Genomic DNA, 23,934 nt, shown 5'->3' on the forward strand with positions numbered 1-23,934 from the left:
TTATGCAACGATATTTTATCACCCTTTCCTACGATGGTACAGCCTATCATGGCTGGCAAATACAACCCAATGGAGTGTCAGTACAAGAAGTGTTGGAGAAAGCTTTGTCTACAATACTTCGAAGTGTGATATCTATAACAGGGGCAGGTCGTACAGATGCAGGCGTACATGGAAGAATGATGGTCGCACACTTTGACACAGAGCAGGCCTTTGACTGTGGACAGCTTGTCTATAAAGTGAATCGACTCTTGCCACGTGATATATCTGTAAGTAAGATAGAAGCTGTCGATGAAAACCTTCATGCTCGTTTCTCAGCAACGTCACGTACCTATCATTACTATGTCCATACAGGGAAACAACCATTCTCGCGTCAGTATTCTTGTGAGCTCCGTTATCCTTTAAACTTTGATAAGATGAACGAAGCTGCAGCTTATCTGATAGGCGAGAAAGACTTTAAGTGTTTCTGTAAAGCAGGGGCTGACGTGAAGACAACAATTTGTCGGCTGATAGAAGCACGGTGGTATCCTGTAAATAACGAGTTTGCATTGACAACAGATGATAATGTTACAAATTGGTGTTTTGTAATAACAGCTAACCGATTCTTACGTAATATGGTACGTGCAGTTGTGGGTACATTGGTTGATGTAGGAAGAGGTCGTTTGTCATTGGACGATTTCAAGAAGATTGTTGATGAGGGAACAAGAAACGAAGCAGGCGAAAGTATGCCAGGTAATGCCCTCTTCCTTTGGGATATAAAGTATTAGTATTATATTTATGTGGATTCTCTTAGCGTTTGTGTCTGCTACTTTGTTGGGGTTATATGACACATCGAAGAAGTATTCTCTTCGTGGGAATGATGTCATACCCGTACTATTCCTCAACACACTCTTTTGTTCGGCGATCTTCTTGCCATTGATATTATTATCTCAATATACCCACATTCTTGATTCAAGTATCCTTCATGTTGGCGCTGGTGGTTGGGAGATGCACCGATGGATAATGCTGAAGAGCGTGATAGTACTCCTTTCTTGGGTCTTTGGCTACTTTGCTATTGCTCAATTACCTTTGACGATAGTCGGTCCTATTAATGCCACTCGCCCAGTGATGACACTTGTTGGTGCGATGCTTGTCTTTGGTGAACGATTGAATGGATGGCAGTGGGTAGGTGTCTGTCTTGCCATCGTCTCACTCTTCTTATTGGCAAGAAGTGGTAAGAAGGAAGGCATTGATTTTAAGCATAACAAATGGATATTCTTTCTTGTCTTAGCGGCATTGATGGGTACATGTAGTGGATTGTTAGACAAATACCTTATGGCTAGTCCTGAGGAAGGAGGTGCCGGACTTGATCGTATGATGGCGCAAAGCTGGTATAATATCTATCAGTGTGTAATGATGGGACTGGTGCTGTTGATTTACCTTATTAATAATCATAAGAAGGGAGAGGAGCGTGTACATTTCTCTTGGAGATGGTCTATTCTGCTTATTTCTATCTTCTTGTCAATGGCAGACTTCGCCTATTTCTATGCACTATCACTGCCTGGAGCAATGATATCTATTGTGTCGATGGTTCGTCGAGGTTCTGTACTCGTCTCATTCGTGTGTGGAGCTGTATTGTTCAGAGAGAGAAATCTAAAGGCAAAAGCCATTGACATGTGTTTTGTTCTCCTTGGTATGATATTCCTTTGGATAGGTTCACGATAAATGATTGGTGTAGGCTTATAAGATAAAGAGTAAAAGTCTTTGATTATTGATAATTATTTGCTATATTTGCAACGATATTGATAGACGCACCTTCAGCGTTTTAATATGAATAGGACTGCGCATTAACTCTCCGAGGAGTCTTTATCGTGGGACGCTTAAAAGACAATATTTACTATGCAGAATATATTTCATGGTTTAGGTATAGCTTTGATAACTCCTTTCAAGGAAGATTACAGCATTGATTATGAGGCACTTGAAAATCTGGTTAATTATCATTTAGATAATGGTGCCGATTTCTTCTGTATTCTTGCTACTACGGGTGAAGCTCCTTGCTTGACGCTTGAAGAAAAGAACGAACTGACTGCTGTTATCAAGCGGGTCGTTAATGGGCGTGTTCCAATCCTTAAATATTGCGGTGGAAACAATACAGCAGCTGTCGTGGAAGAGATTAAGACAACTGACTGGAGCGGTATTGATGGTATCTTAAGTATCTGTCCTTATTATAATAAGCCAAGTCAGGAAGGTCTGTATCAGCATTTTAAGGCTATCGCAAACGTTAGTCCGCTTCCTATTGTCTTGTATAATGTACCAGGTCGAGTAGGGGTTAATATGACAGCAGAAACAACTGTTCGTATTGCATCTGAGTTCCCTAATATTGTAGCTATAAAGGAGGCTTCAGGCAATCTGGAGCAGGTTGATGAGATTATCAAGAATAAACCAAAGCATTTTGAGGTAATCAGTGGTGACGATGCACTGACCTTCCCAATGATTGCGAGTGGTGCAGTAGGAGTGATATCAGTTATAGGTAATGCGCTTCCAAAGGAGTTCTCTCGTATGATTCGCTTAGAGTTCAGAGGCGAGTATGAGCCAGCACGTAAAATACATCACCAATTCACCGAACTTTATAAACTTCTCTTTGTTGACGGTAACCCTGCAGGTTGTAAGGCTCTCTTAAACGATATGGGTATGATAGAGAATGTCTTGCGTCTTCCTTTGGTTCCAACACGTATTGAGACAAAGCAGAAGATGAATGAAATTCTTAAAGGTATGAGAATCTAAGGTTGGTAAGTATAATATTAATAGTATAAGTAGAGGGCAGGTGACTGCCCTTTTATTTTGACAATACAACTAAAGAGCATGATAGGAAACCTACCATGCTCTTTTCTATTTCTTGTATGAAATCTCTGTTTTATGCTTGACTTTTGGTTCATGCCTCACGGCAATCCCCAATCATCTTGCATCAATGTTACCCTTAATCAATCTTTCTATTTACCTAGACTAAAAACCTATTTGTATCCTCTGAACAATCTCTTTTGTTCTACCTTAAAACTAAATAACTAAAAACCTAAATCTATTACTACTAACCTAAACAATCTATTATTTGTCTTTTGACGATGCAAAGGTACGCATTGTTTGCGCACACACCAAATAATTTACGCATAATTTGTACCTTATTTGGCGTTTCTTGATTTGTATCAATTACAAGGAAGGGTGGGTGATGGGTGTTAGGAAGATGGGTGATGGGTGTTAGGTGTTGGGGTGATGATGAACGGCTCTATTATTTCAAAGGCAAAATAAGGGAGTTGCAGGCTTACTATTCTGTAGATTCAAAGGGTAAGTAAGATTGCTGTTGACTTACTTTTCTATTATATCAAAAGCTAAGTAAGTTTTTTATCGACTTATTTTTCTGTTATACCAAAGGCTAAGTAAGTTTTTTGTCGACTTGCTTTCCTGTTATATCAAAGAATAAGTAAGATAGCTAACGGCTTACTATTCTGTATATTCAAAGGCTGAGTAGGTTTTTTGTCGACTTGCTTTCCTGTTATATCAAAGGATAAGTAAGATTGCTTTCGGTTTACTATTCTGTATATTCAAAGGCTGAGTAGGTTTTTTGTCGACTTGCTTTCCTGTTATATCAAAGGATAAGTAAGATTGCTATCGGTTTACTATTCTGTATATTTAAAGGGTAAGTATGATAGTTGTCAGCTTACTTCTCTATTATATCAAAGGCTAAGTAAGTTTTTGTCGACTTACTGTTCTGTAGCTTCAAAGGCTAAGTGAGCTTGTTATTAGCTTATGGATAGAGGTCCTACTCAGTAGAATCTCACTTCGGAAATGACCATTGAACCTACGGTAGCATTAAGCTTCTTGGTCAAGTCGGACTGCATCATAGATAGGTTAGCACGTAAAGCAGGGTTGATAATCTTTACGAATAAGGTTTGATTTTTGATAAACTTCTCTTGGGTATAACGTGCCACAGTCGGCCCAGCTACCGTATCCCACGCTGCAATAAGGCGTTTCTGTAATAGGGGCGACTCAAGTCCTTCCTGTCGTAGGAACTGGTTGAGCAAGTCGTCTAAAGGTTGTACTTTTCGTCTAAACATATTTCTATCCTTCCTTTTCGTTGATTTCTCCTCCTTCGACAGAGAATAGTTTATAATTAAATCCACTGCCTTGTAGGATTTTATCTAAGTGGTCACGGTTTGTATCTGTTATGAATATCTGACCGAAATCATCGCCTGAGACAAGGCGTACTATCTGTTCAACACGACTACTATCGAGCTTATCAAAGATGTCATCAAGGAGCAGTAAGGGTGTTGTATTTCCTGCTGTGCGTCGTAGGAAATCGAATTGTGCAAGTTTTAATGCCAATACGTAGGTTTTATTCTGGCCTTGGCTCCCTTCTTTTTTCATAGGATAACCACCAAGTTTCATTATCAAGTCATCCTTATGAGTGCCATGGAGAGAGTAACCCATGATACGGTCCTTAGCCCGATCTCGTTGTATTACCTCTAATAAACTACCACGCTGACAATGTGAGACATACTCCAACGACACTTGTTCACGTTCACTACATATTGTCTGATAGATATGTTGAAATACGGGGGTAAGCTCCTCTACGAAGGCTGCTCGTTTCTTATAAACCTCCTCACCATGCTCCGCCATCTGCATCTCAAGTAGTTCTAAGAGGGTAGGGTCTGGTTCTTCCTCTTGCTTCAGTAGGCTATTACGTTGTTGCAACGCCTTGTTGTATCGGCTAAGCGATTCTATATAGGGGGTGTCATATTGTGAGATAACAACATCCATCAACCTCCTTCGCTCCTCACTTCCTCCTTCGATGAGTGTTGCATCAGCAGGAGAAACAAATATGAGTGGGATGAGTCCGATATGTTGTGACAGTCGTTTATATTCTTTCTTATTTCGTTTGAAATGCTTTTTTGAGCCACGCTTCATACCACAATACACCTGTTCGTGCTCACCAGCATCCGTACTATAGTCACCTTCCAATACAAAGTAGTCTGCATCATGGCGCATCACCTCAGAGTCCTTAGGGTTAAAAGCACTCTTACAAAAGGAGAGGTAATAAACAGCATCAAGTAGATTTGTCTTTCCCTCACCATTGTGACCAATAAAACAATTGAGCTTAGGCGACAGATCTAACGTTGCCGTCTGTATATTCTTATAGTTTATAATGGATAGTTTCTCTAATTGCATTGTCCTGTCTTATTGCTTTGAATGTTAAGTAATTTAGCTTATTAGGCCTTTTGTAGTCTGTCCGAACAAGAGGATTATAGGGTCTTCTGCGTGAAGAATCATTGTTATTGTGTTAATATAGATAAACCTTTATTCGCTATGTTATTCCTTTCCATTCTCTGCAAAGTTAACTCATTTCTATTCAATAAAAGAAAAAAGTCGTTGATAAATTTCAATATGTGCGACTTTTTGAGTAATTTTGTCCCGCTATAATAAGCACCTTCTAAAATAGAATAAATAAAAAACATCATAACATAAAAATGGTAAACAACAAAGAACAGGGTACACATGAAGATGCCCTAATCCAATCAGAAGTTGCCTTCTTGAAGTACAAGAAGCCTATTATTATTGCTGTAATAGCTATCGTTGTGGTCGTAGCTGGTTTCTTCCTTTACAAGAACTTTGTCTCTGAACCACGTGAGGACGAGGCAAGCACAGAGTTGGCTAAGAGCCAGACTCTCTTTAATGGTCAGCAATACGACCAAGCTCTTGCTGGTTTCCAGAAGATACAAAGCGACTACAGTGGGACAGATGCAGGCAATCTCGCTAACCTTTATGTTGCTCTTTGCTATGCTCATCAGGCTAAACCAAACTGGGCAAAGGCATTGGAGAACGCTGAGAAGTTCAGTACCAGCGATGACGAGATGATTAGTCCAGCCTCTCAGATGGCTCTTGGCGACATCTATGCTAACAACAATCAGAACGATAAGGCTGTAGAATGCTTCAAGAAAGCTGCTAAGATGGCTGATTCTGAGGCTGCTGATAACGTTAACCTCAGTATTGCTCCTTTGGCTTTACGCAAGGCAGGTGTCCTTCTTGAGAGCGAAGGTAAGAAGGCTGAGGCACTTGAAATCTATAAGAATATCAAGAAGACTTACGTCAACTCTCCTCTCTATCAGGATATTGACAAGTACATTGAGCGTGCTTCTAACTAATTAGACATGGCAACAGAACTTCATCATTTATCTGACTATGATGCACAGAGCGTACCAGATGCAAGTAACATGTGCTTTGGTATCGTTGTTGCGGAGTGGAATCCTGAGATAACAGGTGCCTTACTTGACGGTGCTGTTAAGACGCTTGAGAAGCATGGAGCAATCCCAGAGAATATCCACATCAAGACTGTCCCAGGTAGTTTCGAGCTCGTTTATGGTGCACAGATGATGACTAAGAACGACGGATTCGACGCAGTTATCATCCTTGGCAGCGTCATTCGTGGTGAGACACCTCACTTTGATTATATCTGTCAAGGTGTGACATACGGCATTGCTCGCCTTAACGCATCACAGAATATCCCTGTTATCTATGGTCTTCTGACCACTGACGACCTGCAGCAGGCCAAGGATAGAAGTGGTGGTAAGCTTGGAAATAAGGGCGATGAATGTGCGATTGATGCTATCAAGATGGCTAAGTTTTAGCAAGATAGTATATTAAGAAAATATTAAAGGCAGTAGCCAACGTAACAGACCGTTGGCCTACTGCCTTTCTTCGTTTCTATTGTTTTTAAGCCGATAGAGCTAAGTGTCTGTCAGAAGAAAGTAAGATTTTATGATTTTGTCTTGCTTTTCAAGTATATTGTAATTACGCTTTATTGTATTAGTCGAGGTTGCTTTGGGACCTATTAATCTTCTTTCTCTTAAGCGATCCACCACTTGTTTGATGGTACGTCAGTGTGTGCTTTCAATGTAGACAGTCCGTTTCATTCGTCTTTTTATACCTTTCATCGTTTGTGTATTAGCCTATTCTTGCTTTCTTACGGCACGTTCTCTATGAAATCATTATGTCATTGTCTATTCTGTTATTAGGTCATTCTGCCTTTATTCGAGTGTTATCAGTGATCTTGAAAAACTATGACAAAATTCATCTGTAAGGTTATGAATGAAACAGGAAAGCATGTATGAAAACGGAGTCTATAACCTACAAGAAATCAGCGGGTTATAACCAGCGATGAAGAAGATGCCTAATAAGCTCCAAGAAGGGCGTTATCAAGCTCCAAGAAGGGCATGTTCTTGAAGGGAGAAGGGCGTCTTCTTAAACCTTGATGGGCATGTATTGGTTCTAAGAGGTAGGAAAAAGGTTTACAATAGGAGTGTTCCCTTCTCTTATTACAGTGCTATTGACTCTCTTTCTTACAAACCTTCTCCTGCTGTACAGGTGCTTATCACATCATGTGTTGATGCCCCGCTTGAGTTGTATCGTTGGTGAATACCCAAATAGTTGAGGCTCAGTAGATTCCTCTTTGCGTTCAGAAATATATTTAGAACATCATGTTGTTATAGCTAATCCAGCAATGTTGCGCATGATATAGCAATCCTTCATTATCATGTTAGCTCCTATTCTTCCATGAAACCAGTGCTTCCTTCGTCGGCAGACAATTATCTGTTCTTTCCGAGTCCATACTCGTTGGGCGTGTTATTCCTTCCACAGAGAACTGTCAATGGACATTCTTATCGCTTTACCCAAACAATGCTCGTAGTGCTTCTTCAACCTTTCTTACAGGATGAAGTTGTATTTTATACTTGCCTGTAAGCCCTGAAAGGTTATACTTAGGGATGATGATATGACTAAAACCTAACTTTTCAGCTTCAGCGATACGCTGTTCAATACGACTGATAGGGCGCACCTCACCACTCAATCCTACTTCACCACACATACACCAGCCCTGCTCTATAGGTGTGTCAACATTTGAAGAGAGGACAGCAGCAATAACACTTAGGTCCATGGCCATGTCTGTCACACGCAGTCCACCAGCTATATTCAGGAACACATCCTTCTGCATAAGCTTAAAGCCGACACGTTTCTCTAATACAGCAAGAAGCATGTTTAGTCGACGTTGGTCGAAGCCTGTGGCCGAACGTTGCGGCGTTCCGTAAGCAGCCGACGACACAAGCGCTTGCGTTTCGACAAGGAAAGGACGCGCTCCTTCAATCGTGCTTGAGATAGCCACACCCGATAAGCCTTCATGATCTTCGGTGAGTAATAGCTCGGAAGGATTACTAACCTCACGTAACCCTTGCTGTTCCATCTCATAAATACCAAGTTCAGAAGTCGAACCAAAGCGGTTCTTGATACTGCGAAGGATACGGTACATGTAATGTTGGTCTCCTTCAAACTGGATAACGGTGTCAACAATATGCTCTAAAATCTTTGGTCCGGCAATACTACCTTCCTTATTGATATGCCCAATGAGGATGACTGGAACCCCACTTGTCTTTGCGAAGCGCAAAAGGGCAGATGCACACTCACGCACTTGGGTGACACTACCAGGACTACTGTCGACATCCTCTGTCGATATCGTTTGTATGGAATCCACGACGACAAGCTCTGGTTGGACGTCACGTATATGTTCGAAGATGTGTTCTAAGGATGTTTCAGACAAGATGATGATATTCTCTGCAATGTCTTTGGATATTCTTTCGGCACGCATCTTTATCTGATGAGGACTCTCCTCACCACTGACATAGAGTACACGTTGCGTCAGATGAAGGATTGTCTGTAGGGTCAGGGTACTCTTACCAATACCCGGTTCTCCACCTAATAGAACTATACTCCCAGGCACCAAACCACCTCCTAACACACGATTTAGCTCGTTATCGTGCATGTCAATGCGTGGATCGTCGTGAGATGAGACGTCACGTAGCCGTTGTGGCTTGTTGGTTAATGCCGAAGTAGCGCCACCAGAGGCAGCTTTTCGGAGTGTTGTCGCTGCGTTACGAGCAGCTTGTGACCCCGTATCAGCAGCGATACGAATCTCTTTGAAAGTGTTCCACTGCCCGCAGTTAGGACACTTACCAATCCATTTTGCACTTTCCTGTCCACAAGAACTGCAGACATAAGCTATCTTATCCTTTCCCATAAGTAAGACAAAAGTAATAAGTTTTTTCTTAGTTACAAAATTTATTCTTACTTTTGCAGCTATATGAAATGTATTAATTATCTTCTCCTATTAGTCGCTCTTATGGTTGTCAGTTGTGGTAAGAGTGATAAGGAACTGCAGGCAGAGCGTCAGGCTAAGATGCAAGCAGAGCGTGAAGCTTATCAAAAAGCTTATAAGATAGCTGTGATGCCAACGATGGATTGTCTTCCAGCTTACCTTTTGAAAGATAGCTTGTTATACGATACAGCTAAGGTAGACATTAGACTTTGCCGGTTTAATGCGCAGATGGATTGTGATACAGCAATGATAGGAGGATTCGTGCAGGCGGCTTTCACCGACCTTGTTCGTGCTGAGCGGTTGAAGCATAGGAGTAAGGTGCTGATGCACTATCTGACGGATACGAATCTTAATTGGCAACTCATTGCTGATAAAGAGTCAAAGCTGAAGAAGCTATCCGACCTTAGTGATAAGATTGTCGCTATGACTCGCTACTCAGGAACAGACCTTTTAACGGATATGGTGGTAAAGAAAGCTAAACCAAAATACCAAGTATTCCGTGTGCAGGTAAATGATGTTTTGGTCAGACTGGCTATGTTGCAGAATCATGAGATTGATGCTTATTGGTTTGCTGAACCACAAATAACGAAGGCTTTAGCGGGCGATAATAATGCACTCTTTAATTCGCAAGATGCAGGAGTACACCTTGGTGTTGTGGTAGTGATGGATAAGGTGCGTCGACAAGAGGAGGAAGCTGCTTTCGCCTCGGCTTATGATAAAGCGGTTGAGCTGATTAATAAGAATGGTGTGAAGTATTATTCTGCCTTGATACAGAAGTATATGAAGGTGGATGAGGCTGTTGTGCGCTCACTACCTGATATTAAATATACGAAGATAGGACCACCACGTAAAGTCGATTTACTCATGGCACGCAACTATCTGAATGGCGGTAAGATTATTAATAAGAACTGAAACGTAATCAAATAAGGAGACAAGGCAGTGAATGTAGAGGAGATTCTTAGTAAGGCGATAGGCTGTTTAATGGACAAGAGGTTGAGTAATGCCATTGATGTATTGGAACAGCTATACAGCCAACGACCATCGCTAATAGGGCATGGTGAGTTCGACTCCATTAAGTCTGATTATCAGTTAATGGTGGACTATATGGGAAAAGGATTCCCTGATAGCCATCGAGAGTCACTTTACAAGACATTACTGCAACGATTGTATAGAGTCACCGCCGACCTTGAAATTAGTTGGCGATGTAAGAATGTCAGTGCTTATGCTAACTCGTTTAGGGTAGCCGACCATCTTAATACGAGTCATGACTTCGTGCGAACAGTGTTAGAGTCATTTGTCTCGGATGTTGCCTTGCTTTCACTTCAGCCAGAAGAAACGAGAGAGGAGAAGAGTAAAGAACTCTATGAGCGCCATCATTCGTTTATCAATAGACTTTTTAATGCTCTATGGACATCCTGTCAATGGACGGACAACGATAGTTCTTTCTATACTGATTTACTGCTTTCTCCAACCGTAGTATCGGCAGATCAGCAGGTTATCGTTAGTGCTATCAGTCTTAGTGCCATGAACCAGTTTGATATTAATAAGTTCAAAACGCTCGTTAAGGTGTACCAAGCTGCTTCCGACCAGCACGTGAAACAGCGTGCATTGGTAGGTTGGGTGCTCTCTATCTTTGAGGGTATGGATATCTTCCCTGAGCAGGATGCAATCATACATGAGCTTTGCTCAAGTCAAGCCGTTGCCAAAGAGTTATTGACCTTACAGATACAATTCTTCTATAGTAGCGATGCTGAGAAGGATAATGACAAGATTCAACGTGATATCATGCCTGATATCATGCGCAATTCTAACCTGACTATAGGTCGACTCGGCATTATGGAGAAGGAAGAAGACGCCTTGGAGAGTATTCTTCATCAAGATGCTGACGAGAAGAGGATGGAACAGTTGGAGGAGAAGGTACGTAAGATGATGGATATGCAGAAGCAGGGTTCTGATATCTATTTCGGTGGGTTCAGACAGATGAAGCAGTTCCCTTTCTTTTATGATATGGTGAACTGGTTTACTCCTTTCTATCTTGACCATCCTGCTTTGCGCCCTGTTATACAGAAATTAGGCGATACGAAGTTCTTGGAGACACTTATGAACAGGAGTAACTTCTGTGAGTCAGACCGATATTCACTTGCTTTTGCCTTAGAACAAATCATCAATCAGCTACCTTCTAATATAAAGGAAGCGATAGGTTCTGACGCTATGTTGGGTCCGTTGGCTGAGAGTGATGATACGGAGGATGCCATTAGTATTCGTCGTACTTACCTTCAAGACTTGTATCGTTTCTTCCGTCTTTATCCTACAGCGAATAACTTTATTAATCCATTTGAGGACAGTGGGAAGGGCGATTTCGTAGGAGATACATTCTTCTTTACGTATAAGTCGTTTATAGGGACTGGTCTTGACGAGGTTAAGCTGCGGTTGGCTATGCACTTATACAAGCATCAGCAGATGACAGAACTTGCTGATCTCCTTACTACGTTCCAAAGTGATGACCTGCGATATGCCATCTTGATGGGTTATACCAATATTAGTCTGGGTAAGGCCGAGTATGCTTATCCGTTCTTTGATAAGGCATTAAAGATAGAAGCTGATAATCAATGGGCATTGAAAGGGAAGGCAAGAGCGGCCCTTGAAAGTGAAGATTATCATACAGCAGAGGAGGTCTATGCACTGTTATTGGCCTTAGAACCTAATAATAAAAACTATACAATGAATAGATGTGTAGCTTTACTGAAGTTAGGACGGACAAGTGAAGTGCGCGAAGAGTTATTCCGATTGGATTATCAATACCCTAATGATTTGAATGTGAAACGCATTCTTGCGTGGGCTATGTTGTCGGATAAGAGTCTTGATAAGGCTGCCCAATTATATGAGTCATTGCTCTCAACAACGCCAGCCAATGAGGATTACTTAAATGCGGGTTATTGTCAATGGGCCAAAGGAGATGTGAAACGTGCTGTTGAACTGTTCCGTGAATGGATGAGAAAGAGTGGGAATGATACGGAGCAGTTACTGGATGAGTTTCGTAATGATACGGAAACATTGAAGAAATATGGTATTTCTGAGACCGACTGTTACTTGATGTTGAGCTTAGTGGGGTAAGCGGTATGCCTTACTGCCTTGACTTCTTGTAATAAAGAAGGCTACATCAGTAAGATTAAAAACTAAAGATTAAGTCATAATGAACGAACAAATACACGAGAAACTAAAAGAGATTAAGCAGTCGTTTCGGCTCATGATGAATGGTGTGGCGTCGCACTCTATGCGTGAGAAGGGGGTCGCCTACAAGATAAATTGGGGTGTGCCAATCCCTGACTTACAAAAGATGGCAGCGGAGTATGGCAAGGATTATGAACTTGCCATTGAACTTTGGAAAGAAGAGATACGTGAGTGTCAGGTGCTTGCAACGCTTATCATGCCTGCAGAGAGGATGGATGAAGACCTTGTTGAGGTCTGGATGGAGCGCCTTCGTACGCAGGAGATGGCTGAGATGTTGGCTTTTAATCTGCTACAACACCTTGACTTTGCTCCTGCCTTAGCCTACAAATGGATAGCTTCAGACCGTGATATGTATCAACTTTGTGGTTATCAGTTACTTGCTCGATTGTTTGCTCGTGGCATGGAACCTAACGAGCGTGGTATTAATGAGTTTCTTGATCAGGCTCATACGACGTTGGAAGGGAATAATCTACCGCTGAAACATGCTGCTTATAACTGTGTTTTAAGCTTTTGTGAGTTAGGGGATGAGTTCGATGTTATTGCTCAGAAGGCACTTGCCGACCTTAATATCCTTTAGTATAGAGCGTTTGTAAAGGTCTTATCTCTTCGTAATAAGGTGTGTGTTGATCGTTATCACATTCCGTGTTAGCGTCCAACGCAGATGGTACCAAGGGTTTGCATATATTTCGTTGAGGCTTAGCACGTGTCTTATAGGTATTTAACTCGATTTGTGATGATGTCTCGTACTAATACAGCCAATGGTTCATCATTATGCAATACACTGTTTTATCGAAGAAAACTAACAATTAGAAGACGAATTATAAAAGGCAAAGAAAAAGCCGATACAGCATGAGGTGTATCGGCTTCTCTTTCTTATTTGTCTACCATTGACTGTTATCAACAGTGTAACGATTGATTTTCTGGTCTTTTGTTTACTTGATTTTTACTAATCAAGATTGATTTTCTTTGAAACAATCAGTGCTTCTGCAATAACGGCAGCAATGATAGTAACAATACCAAATGTTAACATAATGCTTTCCTTTCTTCGTTGTGCGGGACCCCTTTGGCCCTGCTGTTAATACTTAATTCACTTTGATAATTCGATACAAAGGTACGAAACTTATTTGACATAACGGTTCTTTTTCATAGTGTTAGACATAATTTCGATGTATATTTGACATAAATCAACAGTATTGACAATAGTCAAAAAGTAACTAAAACATGCTCAAAAAAAAGCGTATAAATTTGTTATGATAGCTTAGAAAACGTATCTTTGCATCCAATTAAGTATTTAAGATAACGATACATTATGGACAGGCTAATTATTAAGAACCAAGAGTTTGACAGCAGTATGGACGCTCGTTTCCTCGAGATTCAGAACGCTCGTCGTCAAGCTTTGGCTCAGAAAGCTAAGAAGCACTAAATGATTTGATTCGCTTTCGTGGCTTTTAATAAGCGACAAAAAAGCGAATTAAGAAAAAGAACGAGAACAAGGAGAAAGTTAGAAAGTAAGAAAAGACCCAATCACCTCAGATGATTGGGTCTTTTCTTATGGTGATATGCTTAATCACCTTATATCTTTATAATGCTTGTTTAGTAGTCTGCATCCTCGCCAACCTCGTCAGCTTGCATCTCAAGCTCCTCTGGGTTGGTGTCAAAGGTAGTACGATAACTCTCTTCGGTGAGCTTGTCATCATCGAAGTCCTCGTCATCGTCGTCATCTTGACGCTTGTCCTCTTCTGGTAGTTCGTCGTCTTCTTCGTCCAAGTCCTTTAAGAGGTTGTCATCATCCGAGTCTTCTAATGATGAGAGTCTTGCAGGTTTAACCATGGTGACAGGCTTTTCTTTAGCAAATATAGCCTCTGTCCATGAACCTTTAGAAATCTCAAGTACTTCAAAGCCATCAGCTACCTTCTTCTCATAAAGGCCACCTGGTTTCTTCAAACGAGCTGTAGGAAGGGTTGTTGTACTTATGTCGAATCCACTTAAGATAATGTCCTGTACACTCTGTGGAAGGCTTTCCCAGCCACCACCGAAATTACGCTCAAGCACCTCTATAAGCTTCTGAGCTGATATATGATGGATATTTTCCCAAGTTAAGTCAGTAATCCTCTGGATTGGTTTCTTCCTCAAAGCCCATTTCACAGTAGTACCTTCATCAAGTCTGACTTGGCCTACTTGGCATCCACGCTCCTCATATTTCTTGATGACCTCGGGCTTGTCTACTTTCACTTCTTCAATGGTAAAGGCACTCTTGATAACGTCAATGTAGTGTCGCTCATTGTCTCTTAGATCAGAGTCGCGCTCTGCCTGTGCCCAAAGGCGGAAGACATCGTTTTCCTGAATGTCCCACACATTGCTCTTTGTAAGATTCTTTAATGACTGTGCTTGTCCTTGTCGCTTCATATTGTGTTTACTTTTTCATTTTGCTTTGAGGTATAACTTTGTGCAAGGTCATACCTTCAGACCTGCTGCAAAAGTATATACTAAAACGTAAACTTCCAAACTTTTTCGCTGAAAAGTTAGTCAAAAGTGAGAAATAAGGGCCATTTTGAAAGAGCTATTTACTAAGGTATGGTACACAATTCTTTATTTCTATGGGTAAAGCCTTTGCTTTACTCTTATTTACAGTGATAGTTAGCTCCACAATACAAGCCCGTGAATTCATTGGTTTTCGTTGGTCAAAGATGAAGTTACCAATACCATAATAAATTGGTTTCCCACGATAGTTCTCTATTGTTTGAAGCGTGTGACTATGATGGCCAACGATGGCGTCGGCTCCAGCCTCTATCAGTCTGCGTGCGTTCTCACGCTGTTGTGGTGTGGCATTAAAGTGATGTTCCCATCCCCAATGTAGTATAAGGAGGATATAACAACCTTTGTCAGCTGCTCGTAAGCGTTCAACACGCATAGTAAGACTATCCATACTCTCCTGACTAACACATGGTTTCTGAGGTAGATAGGGAAAGTTCTCTAATGGTAGACGTAATGAAGAAACCACCCAAACATGGCGTGGCTTTGTAGAGATGAGTACAGGCTCGGATGCTTCAGCCATATTTCTACCCGCACCAATAGGTATCATACCAACCTTTCTTATCTGCTCTTGTGTGTCTAAAAGTCCATTTCTTCCTTGGTCAATACTATGGTTATTGGCTAAGTTGAGGTGAGTTATCCCATGACGCCGTAGTGTTGGCAACCATTCAGGTTCACCTCTAAAGATGAAGCGCTTGAACACCCGTTCCCTAATCTTGGTCACTGGACATTCTAAATTGGCAATGACATAGTCTGAAGTATGGAACAACGAGTCGATAGAAGGGGAGAAGAGAGCATCAACACCCACCATGTCAATCTTCTGTCTTACCCCTCTATCCAATAGAAGGTCACCTGTAATGACAATGCGTAGACTATCTTCTGCACCTTTCGAAACAAGTTTTTTTTGCGTAGACATACCCACTCCTATCCCACTGAAAGATAGTAGGATAGGAACTAAAAGGCATGCGAAAGCTTTAACAACCCGAACTATAGAAGGTCTCTTCATCGTCTGCACTCATTCCTTTGACTGGAGCTATGATCTCTTTCATCCATGATGGCGTTCCACCTGTTGGTGATTTCTTTAGTTCTTCTTGCCATTCTTCGTCCGTCATGCGTGGGTCTGACAACAAACGAGTGAACTCACGATAAGAGAGTACAGCGCCACGTGTAAGATAGAGCGAGCCGTCTATCTCAACTACTACGTATATTTCGTAAGCCGGACCAACACCCTCGTAAAGTACACACTTGTTGTCTATGGCAACATTCTCGCCTGAAGCGGTGAAGACATCAGCAACAACAGCGACCTTCTTGTCAGTGCTCACCACATCCGACCAGCCTTGCAACATCTCGTTATCCTCACTGACAAGCTCCAAAGAGATGTTCTCCACCGTCGAACCGATAATCTCAATCTGGTTGTATTCCTCGTCAGTTATCTTTCCACCATTCAGTTCTTTCTTACTGATATCACGGCAGAATTCAGCCATTTCCTTTATTCGTTCATATACAGCCTTTGCCTTTTCTGTCTGTAATCCGTAGGTGGTGAGGACTTTATCCATTCTTGTTACGAGTGCAATAGCTTTCTCCCAGAACTTCACGTTAGGCTCTACATACCCCTTCACGACAGGTGGTTCTGGTCCTCCATCACCACACTCTGCTAACATAGGCTGCTTTGCATAGAGGATAGCATCATGCTTTAATTCAGCCCAAGAGGCAAGTGCTGTGTCCAAGTTCTTCTTCTGCCACTGTGGAGACTGCATGAAATAAGGAAGCGACTGAGCGGTGTCACCCAATGACTGAAGCGTGTACATCCATTGATTAGCTACACAAGCCTCCCACTGAGTAGTAGCAGCTTTCTTACGAGCTGTGGTCAATGCTTTTGGAAAACCTGCCCATCTCTGCGTTTCCTTCAGCTCGTCTATAAGGATACGCTCGGCACCTGGCAATCCCATCACAGCCATCCAGTCGAGGCCCTTAGGGCATGGACGGAGCGAGACAGGGCTATCCTGGTCTGTAGTAGTTATCAGTGCCTCTGCATCAGGCTGGTAACGTTGTGGCATAATGTCCACAACATATTTGCTACCACGTGTTTTCTTCAGTTCAATCCGCATTTGTCTCTTCGCTATTTCTTCGATGTCTTTCGTCAGGTTGGCCATCTCCTTTCTTGAAGATAGCAGTTTCTCTATCGGTAGTCCCATCTCTTTAATTCGATTAGCAACCTGTAGGATCGTAACGTTATCAGGTGTTCCCATGAGGTAAGTGATAGGTTCACTCACCTTATTATATATAGCGCTCAGTTTTGGCTGTTGGTTGATGACATTAGCAATGAGTGCTATCTGCTTCATCTTTGAGGGTTTGTTCGTACCGAAGTGGGCTGTCTGCAACCACATCATACCACGGAAGTAACGGCTACAAACCTTCGAACGGGTGTAATGACCACGTGGGCGAAAGAGCGAATAACCAAACATTTCTTCAGGAGGAAAGTACTCTAACATATCAGAATACCCATTTTCAGCGTCGATAGCCTTTGTGATTTCCTCCATGACCATCTTCTTATAAGCCTCAGGAACATTCAGTGTAGCTGCTGAAGCAGGTGCTTTGTCATGACTAAAGAGCCATGAAGCCACAGCAAACCATGCTTGACCAAATTCCGCAGCCGCCTTAACTTCAGCGTCCTGACTACTTGTAAGTGTTTTCATCTCTGCCTCCATTTGAGAAGAGAAAACAATCATTAGGGAGTCTAAGTGCTTCTCCTCCACATCACGCAACACACAATCAAAATAGAGATGGAAAAGTTGTAGATAGAGGTCGGTGGTTACGAAGCTTGGGAAATCAGCATAGTCGTTCTTCTCATATACGTGGAATAGCTGATTGTGCTCGGCAGGAACGATAGCAAAACCATTCTTTCCCAACATATTATAAAGCTTAGAATCAAACTCTTTCAGCTGGAATGGGTTGATAAGATTATCCATATTCACCACGTCCTTGCTGTTCGCAGGTTTGAAGTTCAGCTTTCGTAATTCTGCTTCACGTGCTCGGATACGCTCTGTAAAGGCAAGTTGTTCTTTCGTATAGCGTGGTGAGAACTTCTTACCAGTGGTCTCTTCTTTTTCAGAAGTGTTCCAAAGTACATCGTTATACCATGTTGTTGTATTGTATAATGCACGTAAGGTTGCATCCTTGAAAGCGTATCCCTGTCTTGCAGCAAAGGCGTTCCGGATGGCACGCAGCTCTACAAGATTGAGCTTAGAGATATCCATCTGTGTGTCAATCTTACCTTTCAGCTTCTCAACATTGACTTTTCCAGCACCATGAAGGATAAGCGGAGTCTTCTTCTCTTGGGTACGCTCGATATAAGCGTCCCCTGTGTAGGCCTCTGTTTTGCCGTTTTGTGCCCATGTAGTAGGCGATAATAACAAGAGTAGCAATACAATGGCTACAGTCTTAAATGCGTCATTTCGCAAAAGAGTGTGATAGGAATTGTGTTTCATCTTGCTTTGTTTATGATAGTTATATTTTATCTTTATTCATCCGAAGTAAATCGTTTAATGGCTTCTTCGTGGCTGGTGGCGCTGGTTAAAAAGCGTACGAAAGAAAGGCCGAAGTCGTCCCAGACATAGTCAGCGACAACATACTTGCCATCAGCTGTTGCTTGTAACGTACGGACGTATGGTTTGACAAAACGAAAATCGCATAGTATGCCGCCCAGTCGAGAGCCCATCCACATAGGGCGTATCTTCCCATTTACCTGCTTGAAGATAAAGAGTCGGCGTGCAGCCTGTGGATAGAAGCGTGTCGGTTTGGTAACTCCTACCATTGCTTCGTCTGTTCCGTCCCCATTTACGTCGCCTGTTGATAGTTGATAAACAGGGTAGGGAAGCCGCCATTTAGCAACGGCTGTCCTGTTACTTTTATTCTTCTCCTGTTTTTTCAGTGCTTTTTCATTTTCCGTCTTAGGATATAAGCAAAGCCATGAAAGCGAGTCGTTGACACGTTCCAACCTAAAGGTCAGTTGCTGTTGTGCCATTGTTCTCCCCACGAAGAAGCCGAATAATATCAGACAGCCAAGCCGCTTGTATCTATTCTTAAACATATATGGATACAAATATAGGCACTTTCACGGATAAAACAAAATCTTTTAAATAAAAAAGTCCTGACCCCACCGATGTGAAATCAAGACTTACTGAGTGTCTTCGAAGTCCCTACTAACATATAAACTGGGACTTGTGACAATTTTGTTATCCTTCACCTTAAAAAACTAACCTATGTATTTCGTACTCTTACTTGCATGAATTATCCTTACGTGGTAACGCAACTAAGTAGCTATGTATATCTGTTAATGTCCTTAGTGAAATAGTTCTTTATAACCTCTCTCGTTCTTTATGAGTCTATTCTATGCCGAATCAGACTGGTAAACATGTGTAGAGGATTTATATCTTTAAGTTAGCACAAGTTGTGTTATGTTGTTGTTATCATCCTCTAATTACCTCTACGCAAAGATAGAAAGTAATATCTAAACAAGCAAATATTCTGTACATATTCCTTGCTCTTTAACATAAAATTAACAGAAGAGGCCCATAAATCCCCTTTTGGGGCTTAGTTTTCTACCATTTTAATGATTGTTTGTACCTAAAACGACATTTCATCTATTTTTATTTTGCCGTGTTATCTTTGTTTTACGCTGCTTTTTATGTTTTCCCTTTGAGTTTCAATAATTTCCAAAACTTAATTTTTTAGATGTTAGGATGAGGGCTAAATGCTATTTCCTGTTTGTTTTTGAGAAAGGAATAAGTGTTTGAAAGGGGTCAATCTAAGGTTTTACTGCTGGGCTGAAATCGCTGATGAAGCATTATGAAAAAGTATTACAAAAAGAGTGTGTAACGGTCTTTTTATCATGAGATAACATGTTAGCGTAATCGAGTTTGTAACCCTCATGGTGCCAGATGGTTATGAACTGTGTTGAAGAAGACGCCCTTCTTGGGCCATGAAAGGCCTCTTCAACCCCCAAGAAGGGCATGTTCTTGAGGCAAGAAAGGCGTCTTCTTGAAGCGAGAAGGGCATGTACTGTTTTCGAGACGTACGAAAAAGATTTACATCAAAGTCATGTTGTTGTTTATAACACTAACATTAATCCTTCTTTCCTTCTAATCTTCTCTCTACTTTCCGCCGCTTAGCATATTGCGAGTTAATAGGACCGACGACAAAGGGGTGATTGTTATCTAAGTTTGGTAGATTGTCGTTTCATTTCATTAAAGTTAGTAATCAAATACGCTTAAAAGCCTTGATAGCGTGCCGTTCAGATAGAAAAACGTTACATGGAAAGTGGCTTATCTCCTTAAAATTATGTATCTTTGCAGAGATGAAATTCGCGATTATTGCAGCTGGCGACGGTTCAAGGCTGGCTCAAGAAGGTGTCACCGAACCCAAACCGTTGGTGAGGGTGAGGGGAGAACAGCTCATAGACAGACTGATAAGGATTTTCATGGAGAACAACGCCACGGAGATTAGTGTCATTTGTAATGAGCAGATGGATGGTGTGAAAAGCCATTTGAAGACAATCCAAGACAAAGGATTGAATGGTAAGTATGTTCCACTGCAGTTCGTTGTAATGTCTACTGCCAGTTCGATGCATAGCTTTTATGAGTTACGCCATCTCCTTTATGATGAGCCATTTATACTAACAACAGTCGACACTATCTTTGACGAGCGAGAGTTCCATGATTATGTCTTGTCCTTTCAAGATAAGATAGCACATGGCACAGACGCTTTGATGGGTGTTACCGATTATATAGACGATGAAAAACCACTTTATGTCGGTGTTGACAATACCATGCGTATTACTGGTTATTACGACACCTGGCAGACGGATTCTCGCTATATTTCAGCAGGTATCTATGGGTTGATGCCTGCAGCCCTTGCCATTCTCGAAGCCTGTATAAAGAGAGGTGAGAGCAGAATGCGCAATTTTCAGCGTGCTTTAGTTGCTTCTGGCCTACGGATGGAAGCCTATCCACTAAGCAAGGTGTTTGACATCGACCATGCAGAAGACGTCCGAAAGGCCAATGAAGAAGTAGAGATTTCGTCCTCTCACAGTAGGGAGAAAACCTTACTGATACAACGGGCAGCCTGCTATTCGCCTAATTCCGAGGAGAAAGACTTAGCTGTTCTGAAAGCGGTAGGAGACTTTTGTAGAGACGCAGAGATGATGAGTGAGGAAGCAATAATCGAAGGTCTTGACACGTCAAAGCAGTCAGCACGGGCAGCATCGTTAGTCCTGTCGAATGCTTATAGCCAAGTTGTCTCTATGGCACGTAGTCCACGTGTGTTGGATTGGATTGAGCAGATGGAAGCGAGAGGAGTGTGTGTTCTCAATCCTTCAGCCGCTGTTCGGGCTTGTAGGCGGAGCCATGTTGTCAAGGTGATGAAGGCAAACAATCTGCCTTACCCACCTGATGAAGGGAGCGAAGGATACTGGATAAAACGAGCCGATGAGGCTGCTCAGCATAAAGACGATGTTTGTTTCTGTCGAGACAAAGCCGAATTGGAAAGAAAGAAGGCCGAGTTTGCCCTCCGTGGTATCACTGATGTGGTGATAGAAACCCATGTACAAGGTGATATAGTGAAGTTCTATGGAGTGGAAGGAGTCGGTTTCTTCCGTTATTATTATTCTGGTGCTGATGCAGAGACAAAGTTTGGTTATGAAGCAAAAAACGGTAAACCGCAGTATTACCCATTTTCTTCAGTAAACTTACAAACCGATGCCGAGCATTTATCTCGTCTCTTACAGACACCTATCTATGGAGGAGATGCGGTTGTGAGAGAGGACGGTAGTTATGTTATCATCGACTTTAACGACTTTCCAAGTTTCTCAAGATGCAGAGACGAAGCGGCAGAAGCAATCGTTGAACTTATAAGAATGACAGCAAGGCATCCTCAAACGTCAGCCGACAATGGCAAGAGTGAGGATGAAGCGAATGGTGATATTTAGTTGAACGACAATAGTTCTCCATCTAAATTCACCTATAAAATAGTATGAAACAATGACAAAAGAACAACATAATAACAGACCCTCTGTTCAGCAAAAGGAGGCAGACGCTCATGCAGCCGAGCGTGTCAGTAGTCCTTATCTACTTGAGGGAAAGGTCAATAAGACAAATTTTATGAGTCTTCTCCGAGCCTCCTTTAAGTCTATGGATACGGAAGAATGGCTTGACATCTACTTTACTCGTCCTATAGGTTTAGCCTTTGCCTTATTCTGGCATCGCTTGGGTGTGAGTCCTAATAGTATTACCATTCTATCAATCTTCCTTGGTATAGGTGCTGGAGTGATGTTTTTCTTCACAGACACCTTACATAATGTGTTGGGAATCATACTCCTTATGTTAGCTAACTTTTGCGATTCAACAGACGGACAGTTGGCTCGGCTCACTCGACAACAGTCTATGCAAGGACGGTGTTTAGACGGTTTTGCAGGTGATGTGTGGTTCTTCTCCATTTATTTCGCTATTGTCCTCCGACTCTGGCATCAGTTTGTTCCAGGCACATCAATGGTGTGGGGACTTTGGGGATTAGGCTTAGCAGCCCTGGCAGGATTGTTATGTCATTCGCCACAAAGTTCGTTGAGCGACTACTATCGGCAGATTCACCTTTATTTCTTGAAGGGGAGAGAAGGCTCAGAGCTCGACTCCTACGAGAATGAACATGCCACTGTTGAGCGTCTGAAAGGCAAGAAGGGAGTCTTTTGGGACCGTGCTTTCCATAGTAACTATCAGCGTTATTGTAGGAGTCAGGAGCGTAGAACGCCTGCTTTTCAGCAGTTTCATAAAGCCTTGAAAGAGAAGTATGGAAGTATAGATAAGGTGCCGCAAGACCTAAAAGACCGTTTCTTAGCAGGTAGTAGACCGCTAATGCCTTTCACGAACATCATGAGTTTTAACAGTCGGGCTATCCTTATCTATATCACTTGTCTGTTGAATTGTCCATGGGTCTACCTGTTGATTGAGGTAAGCCTGTACAGTTTGTTATATATCTATATGCACAAACGGCATGAAGACCTGTGTAGACATCTCATGACAGAGCTATAGTCAATCATGGTCCTCATCTATGAATTAGAATATTAGAAGACGTTGGAGGAATACTTGGAGCAGATTAGCTTGATAATTGATAATCAATATGTTATCATCTAATATTACTTAAATGATTTAGAATGAACAAAGTGTTAAATACGATATCATCGAAAACAAAGAAGTTCATCTCACCTCAGAGTGGTGCGAGAGAACCATTAACACTACTCTTCGACTTTGGAGGGACGCTCGATACTGTAGGTTGTCACTGGGGTAAGTTCCTGTGGCATGCCTACGAAAGAAACGCAATCCCTGTGTCGGAGGTACAGTTTCGTAAGGCTTATGTACATGCAGAGCGGACCTTAGGAAAGCAAGCTATCATACAGTCGACTGATACTTTTTTTTCCATGTTGACGACAAAGATACGCATAGAATTTGATTACTTAGTTCGTAGTGGATGGATAGCAGTGGACAAGGAAGAGGCCGACAGGATGCAAAGAAGCCTTGTGAAGGATGTCTACGAAAGGGTGAAAGCTAACTTGTCAGTAAGTAGGAGTGTGCTGACTGAGCTAAGGAAGAAATACAGAATAGGTTTGGTAACAAACTTCTATGGCAATATGTCGGTTGTACTCGATGAATTTGGGTTAGCCTCTTTATTTGATACAGTGACAGAGAGTGCCATTGTAGGAGTTAGAAAACCTGACCCACAGATATTTAGATTAGCTGTAAAGGCATTAAACGTAAAAGCCGAGAATGTCGTTGTTATTGGTGATAGTTATTCCAAAGACATCCTACCAGCGCACGAGATAGGCTGCCACACGGTATGGCTAAAGGGTGAAGGATGGTTGTCTGAAGAGCTAACAATGTGTGTCGCAGATTATATTATAAAGGATTTATACGAAGTAGAGCCTATATTAAAACAATATATGCTACTTTGAAACG

At 41.8% G+C, this 23,934-nt stretch carries 18 protein-coding genes; 11 read left to right on the forward strand and 7 right to left on the reverse strand.

Features of this window, described 5'->3' with window-relative positions:
* Window positions 1-2 precede the first annotated feature (2 nt).
* The 3 genes from truA (at window position 3) to dapA (ending at window position 2,760) form a co-directional block, all read left to right on the forward strand.
* Complete coding sequence (truA, locus tag AXF23_RS04255; RefSeq protein WP_107624422.1) at window positions 3-764, forward strand: tRNA pseudouridine(38-40) synthase TruA; 762 nt, start codon at window positions 3-5, stop codon at window positions 762-764.
* Between the two features lie 10 nt (window positions 765-774).
* A complete protein-coding gene (locus AXF23_RS04260; RefSeq protein ID WP_107624423.1) occupies window positions 775-1,701 on the forward strand; it encodes a DMT family transporter in 927 nt (308 codons plus the stop codon).
* Between the two features lie 174 nt (window positions 1,702-1,875).
* Window positions 1,876-2,760 carry a 4-hydroxy-tetrahydrodipicolinate synthase gene (gene dapA, locus AXF23_RS04265; RefSeq protein WP_089366862.1) on the forward strand — a complete coding sequence of 295 codons (885 nt, stop codon included), beginning with the start codon at window positions 1,876-1,878 and terminating at the stop codon, window positions 2,758-2,760.
* 1,034 nt (window positions 2,761-3,794) lie between these two features.
* Here the strand turns inward: dapA and AXF23_RS04270 are convergent.
* Window positions 3,795-4,085 carry a DciA family protein gene (locus AXF23_RS04270; RefSeq protein ID WP_089366863.1) on the reverse strand — a complete coding sequence of 97 codons (291 nt, stop codon included), beginning with the start codon at window positions 4,083-4,085 and terminating at the stop codon, window positions 3,795-3,797.
* Between the two features lie 4 nt (window positions 4,086-4,089).
* Complete coding sequence (locus tag AXF23_RS04275; protein ID WP_009010535.1) at window positions 4,090-5,196, reverse strand: DNA replication/repair protein RecF; 1,107 nt, start codon at window positions 5,194-5,196, stop codon at window positions 4,090-4,092.
* Window positions 5,197-5,495: 299 nt separating this feature from the next.
* Between AXF23_RS04275 and AXF23_RS04280 the strand changes: the two genes are divergently transcribed.
* Both AXF23_RS04280 and ribH read left to right on the forward strand, forming a co-directional pair.
* Window positions 5,496-6,170: a tetratricopeptide repeat protein gene (locus AXF23_RS04280; RefSeq protein ID WP_107624424.1), complete on the forward strand. Its 675-nt coding sequence runs from the start codon at window positions 5,496-5,498 to the stop codon at window positions 6,168-6,170.
* Window positions 6,171-6,176: 6 nt separating this feature from the next.
* Entirely contained in the window at window positions 6,177-6,653 is a 477-nt protein-coding gene (ribH, locus tag AXF23_RS04285) for a 6,7-dimethyl-8-ribityllumazine synthase (protein WP_009010537.1), read from the forward strand.
* 1,037 nt (window positions 6,654-7,690) lie between these two features.
* Here ribH and radA read toward each other — a convergent pair.
* Window positions 7,691-9,091, reverse strand: coding sequence for a DNA repair protein RadA (gene radA, locus AXF23_RS04290; protein ID WP_009010538.1), 1,401 nt, complete (start codon window positions 9,089-9,091; stop codon window positions 7,691-7,693).
* A gap of 63 nt (window positions 9,092-9,154) precedes the next feature.
* On the opposite strand from radA, the gene AXF23_RS04295 reads away from it, so the two are divergent.
* From AXF23_RS04295 to AXF23_RS04305, 3 genes are all read left to right on the forward strand, one after another.
* Complete coding sequence (locus AXF23_RS04295; protein WP_107624425.1) at window positions 9,155-10,081, forward strand: ABC transporter substrate-binding protein; 927 nt, start codon at window positions 9,155-9,157, stop codon at window positions 10,079-10,081.
* Window positions 10,082-10,108: 27 nt separating this feature from the next.
* Window positions 10,109-12,283 (forward strand): tetratricopeptide repeat protein, encoded by a 2,175-nt coding sequence (locus AXF23_RS04300; protein WP_199222160.1) that lies wholly within the window; start codon window positions 10,109-10,111, stop codon window positions 12,281-12,283.
* Window positions 12,284-12,362: 79 nt separating this feature from the next.
* The gene (locus AXF23_RS04305; RefSeq protein WP_107624427.1) at window positions 12,363-12,977 is read left to right on the forward strand and encodes a DNA alkylation repair protein; all 615 of its coding nucleotides are present in this window, start codon (window positions 12,363-12,365) and stop codon (window positions 12,975-12,977) included.
* Between the two features lie 1,016 nt (window positions 12,978-13,993).
* Here the strand turns inward: AXF23_RS04305 and AXF23_RS04315 are convergent.
* The 4 genes from AXF23_RS04315 to AXF23_RS04330 form a co-directional block, all read right to left on the reverse strand.
* Window positions 13,994-14,806, reverse strand: coding sequence for a hypothetical protein (locus AXF23_RS04315; RefSeq protein ID WP_089366870.1), 813 nt, complete (start codon window positions 14,804-14,806; stop codon window positions 13,994-13,996).
* A gap of 154 nt (window positions 14,807-14,960) precedes the next feature.
* Window positions 14,961-15,938 carry a CapA family protein gene (locus AXF23_RS04320; RefSeq protein ID WP_107624428.1) on the reverse strand — a complete coding sequence of 326 codons (978 nt, stop codon included), beginning with the start codon at window positions 15,936-15,938 and terminating at the stop codon, window positions 14,961-14,963.
* A complete protein-coding gene (locus tag AXF23_RS04325) occupies window positions 15,907-18,420 on the reverse strand; it encodes a DUF3160 domain-containing protein (RefSeq protein ID WP_107624429.1) in 2,514 nt (837 codons plus the stop codon). Before AXF23_RS04325 ends, AXF23_RS04320 begins: the two co-directional genes overlap by 32 nt.
* 32 nt (window positions 18,421-18,452) lie before the next feature.
* Entirely contained in the window at window positions 18,453-18,956 is a 504-nt protein-coding gene (locus AXF23_RS04330) for a hypothetical protein (protein WP_107624430.1), read from the reverse strand.
* Between the two features lie 1,332 nt (window positions 18,957-20,288).
* On the opposite strand from AXF23_RS04330, the gene AXF23_RS04335 reads away from it, so the two are divergent.
* From AXF23_RS04335 to AXF23_RS04345, 3 genes are all read left to right on the forward strand, one after another.
* Window positions 20,289-21,917 (forward strand): nucleotidyltransferase family protein, encoded by a 1,629-nt coding sequence (locus AXF23_RS04335; RefSeq protein WP_233251237.1) that lies wholly within the window; start codon window positions 20,289-20,291, stop codon window positions 21,915-21,917.
* Window positions 21,918-21,969: 52 nt separating this feature from the next.
* Window positions 21,970-23,013, forward strand: coding sequence for a CDP-alcohol phosphatidyltransferase family protein (locus AXF23_RS04340; RefSeq protein WP_199222162.1), 1,044 nt, complete (start codon window positions 21,970-21,972; stop codon window positions 23,011-23,013).
* 122 nt (window positions 23,014-23,135) lie between these two features.
* Complete coding sequence (locus tag AXF23_RS04345) at window positions 23,136-23,930, forward strand: HAD family hydrolase (protein WP_107624431.1); 795 nt, start codon at window positions 23,136-23,138, stop codon at window positions 23,928-23,930.
* The last annotated feature ends 4 nt before the right edge of the window (window positions 23,931-23,934 follow it).

The sequence above is a fragment of the Prevotella sp. oral taxon 313 genome, from assembly GCF_003043935.1.
In the GTDB taxonomy this organism is placed as follows: domain Bacteria; phylum Bacteroidota; class Bacteroidia; order Bacteroidales; family Bacteroidaceae; genus Prevotella; species Prevotella jejuni.

Bases quoted from the DNA above. Each gene is read 5' to 3' on its own strand.
- AXF23_RS04260 (WP_107624423.1), top strand. From the start codon at position 775: ATGTGGATTCTCTTAGCGTTTGTGTCTGCTACTTTGTTGGGGTTATAT.
- AXF23_RS04295 (WP_107624425.1), top strand. From the start codon at position 9,155: ATGAAATGTATTAATTATCTTCTCCTATTAGTCGCTCTTATGGTTGTC.
- AXF23_RS04275 (WP_009010535.1), bottom strand. From the start codon at position 5,196: ATGCAATTAGAGAAACTATCCATTATAAACTATAAGAATATACAGACG.
- truA (WP_107624422.1), top strand. From the start codon at position 3: ATGCAACGATATTTTATCACCCTTTCCTACGATGGTACAGCCTATCAT.
- AXF23_RS04270 (WP_089366863.1), bottom strand. From the start codon at position 4,085: ATGTTTAGACGAAAAGTACAACCTTTAGACGACTTGCTCAACCAGTTC.
- AXF23_RS04280 (WP_107624424.1), top strand. From the start codon at position 5,496: ATGGTAAACAACAAAGAACAGGGTACACATGAAGATGCCCTAATCCAA.
- AXF23_RS04315 (WP_089366870.1), bottom strand. From the start codon at position 14,806: ATGAAGCGACAAGGACAAGCACAGTCATTAAAGAATCTTACAAAGAGC.
- AXF23_RS04345 (WP_107624431.1), top strand. From the start codon at position 23,136: ATGAACAAAGTGTTAAATACGATATCATCGAAAACAAAGAAGTTCATC.
- AXF23_RS04340 (WP_199222162.1), top strand. From the start codon at position 21,970: ATGACAAAAGAACAACATAATAACAGACCCTCTGTTCAGCAAAAGGAG.
- ribH (WP_009010537.1), top strand. From the start codon at position 6,177: ATGGCAACAGAACTTCATCATTTATCTGACTATGATGCACAGAGCGTA.
- dapA (WP_089366862.1), top strand. From the start codon at position 1,876: ATGCAGAATATATTTCATGGTTTAGGTATAGCTTTGATAACTCCTTTC.
- AXF23_RS04320 (WP_107624428.1), bottom strand. From the start codon at position 15,938: ATGAAGAGACCTTCTATAGTTCGGGTTGTTAAAGCTTTCGCATGCCTT.
- AXF23_RS04325 (WP_107624429.1), bottom strand. From the start codon at position 18,420: ATGAAACACAATTCCTATCACACTCTTTTGCGAAATGACGCATTTAAG.
- radA (WP_009010538.1), bottom strand. From the start codon at position 9,091: ATGGGAAAGGATAAGATAGCTTATGTCTGCAGTTCTTGTGGACAGGAA.
- AXF23_RS04335 (WP_233251237.1), top strand. From the start codon at position 20,289: ATGAAATTCGCGATTATTGCAGCTGGCGACGGTTCAAGGCTGGCTCAA.
- AXF23_RS04305 (WP_107624427.1), top strand. From the start codon at position 12,363: ATGAACGAACAAATACACGAGAAACTAAAAGAGATTAAGCAGTCGTTT.
- AXF23_RS04330 (WP_107624430.1), bottom strand. From the start codon at position 18,956: ATGGCACAACAGCAACTGACCTTTAGGTTGGAACGTGTCAACGACTCG.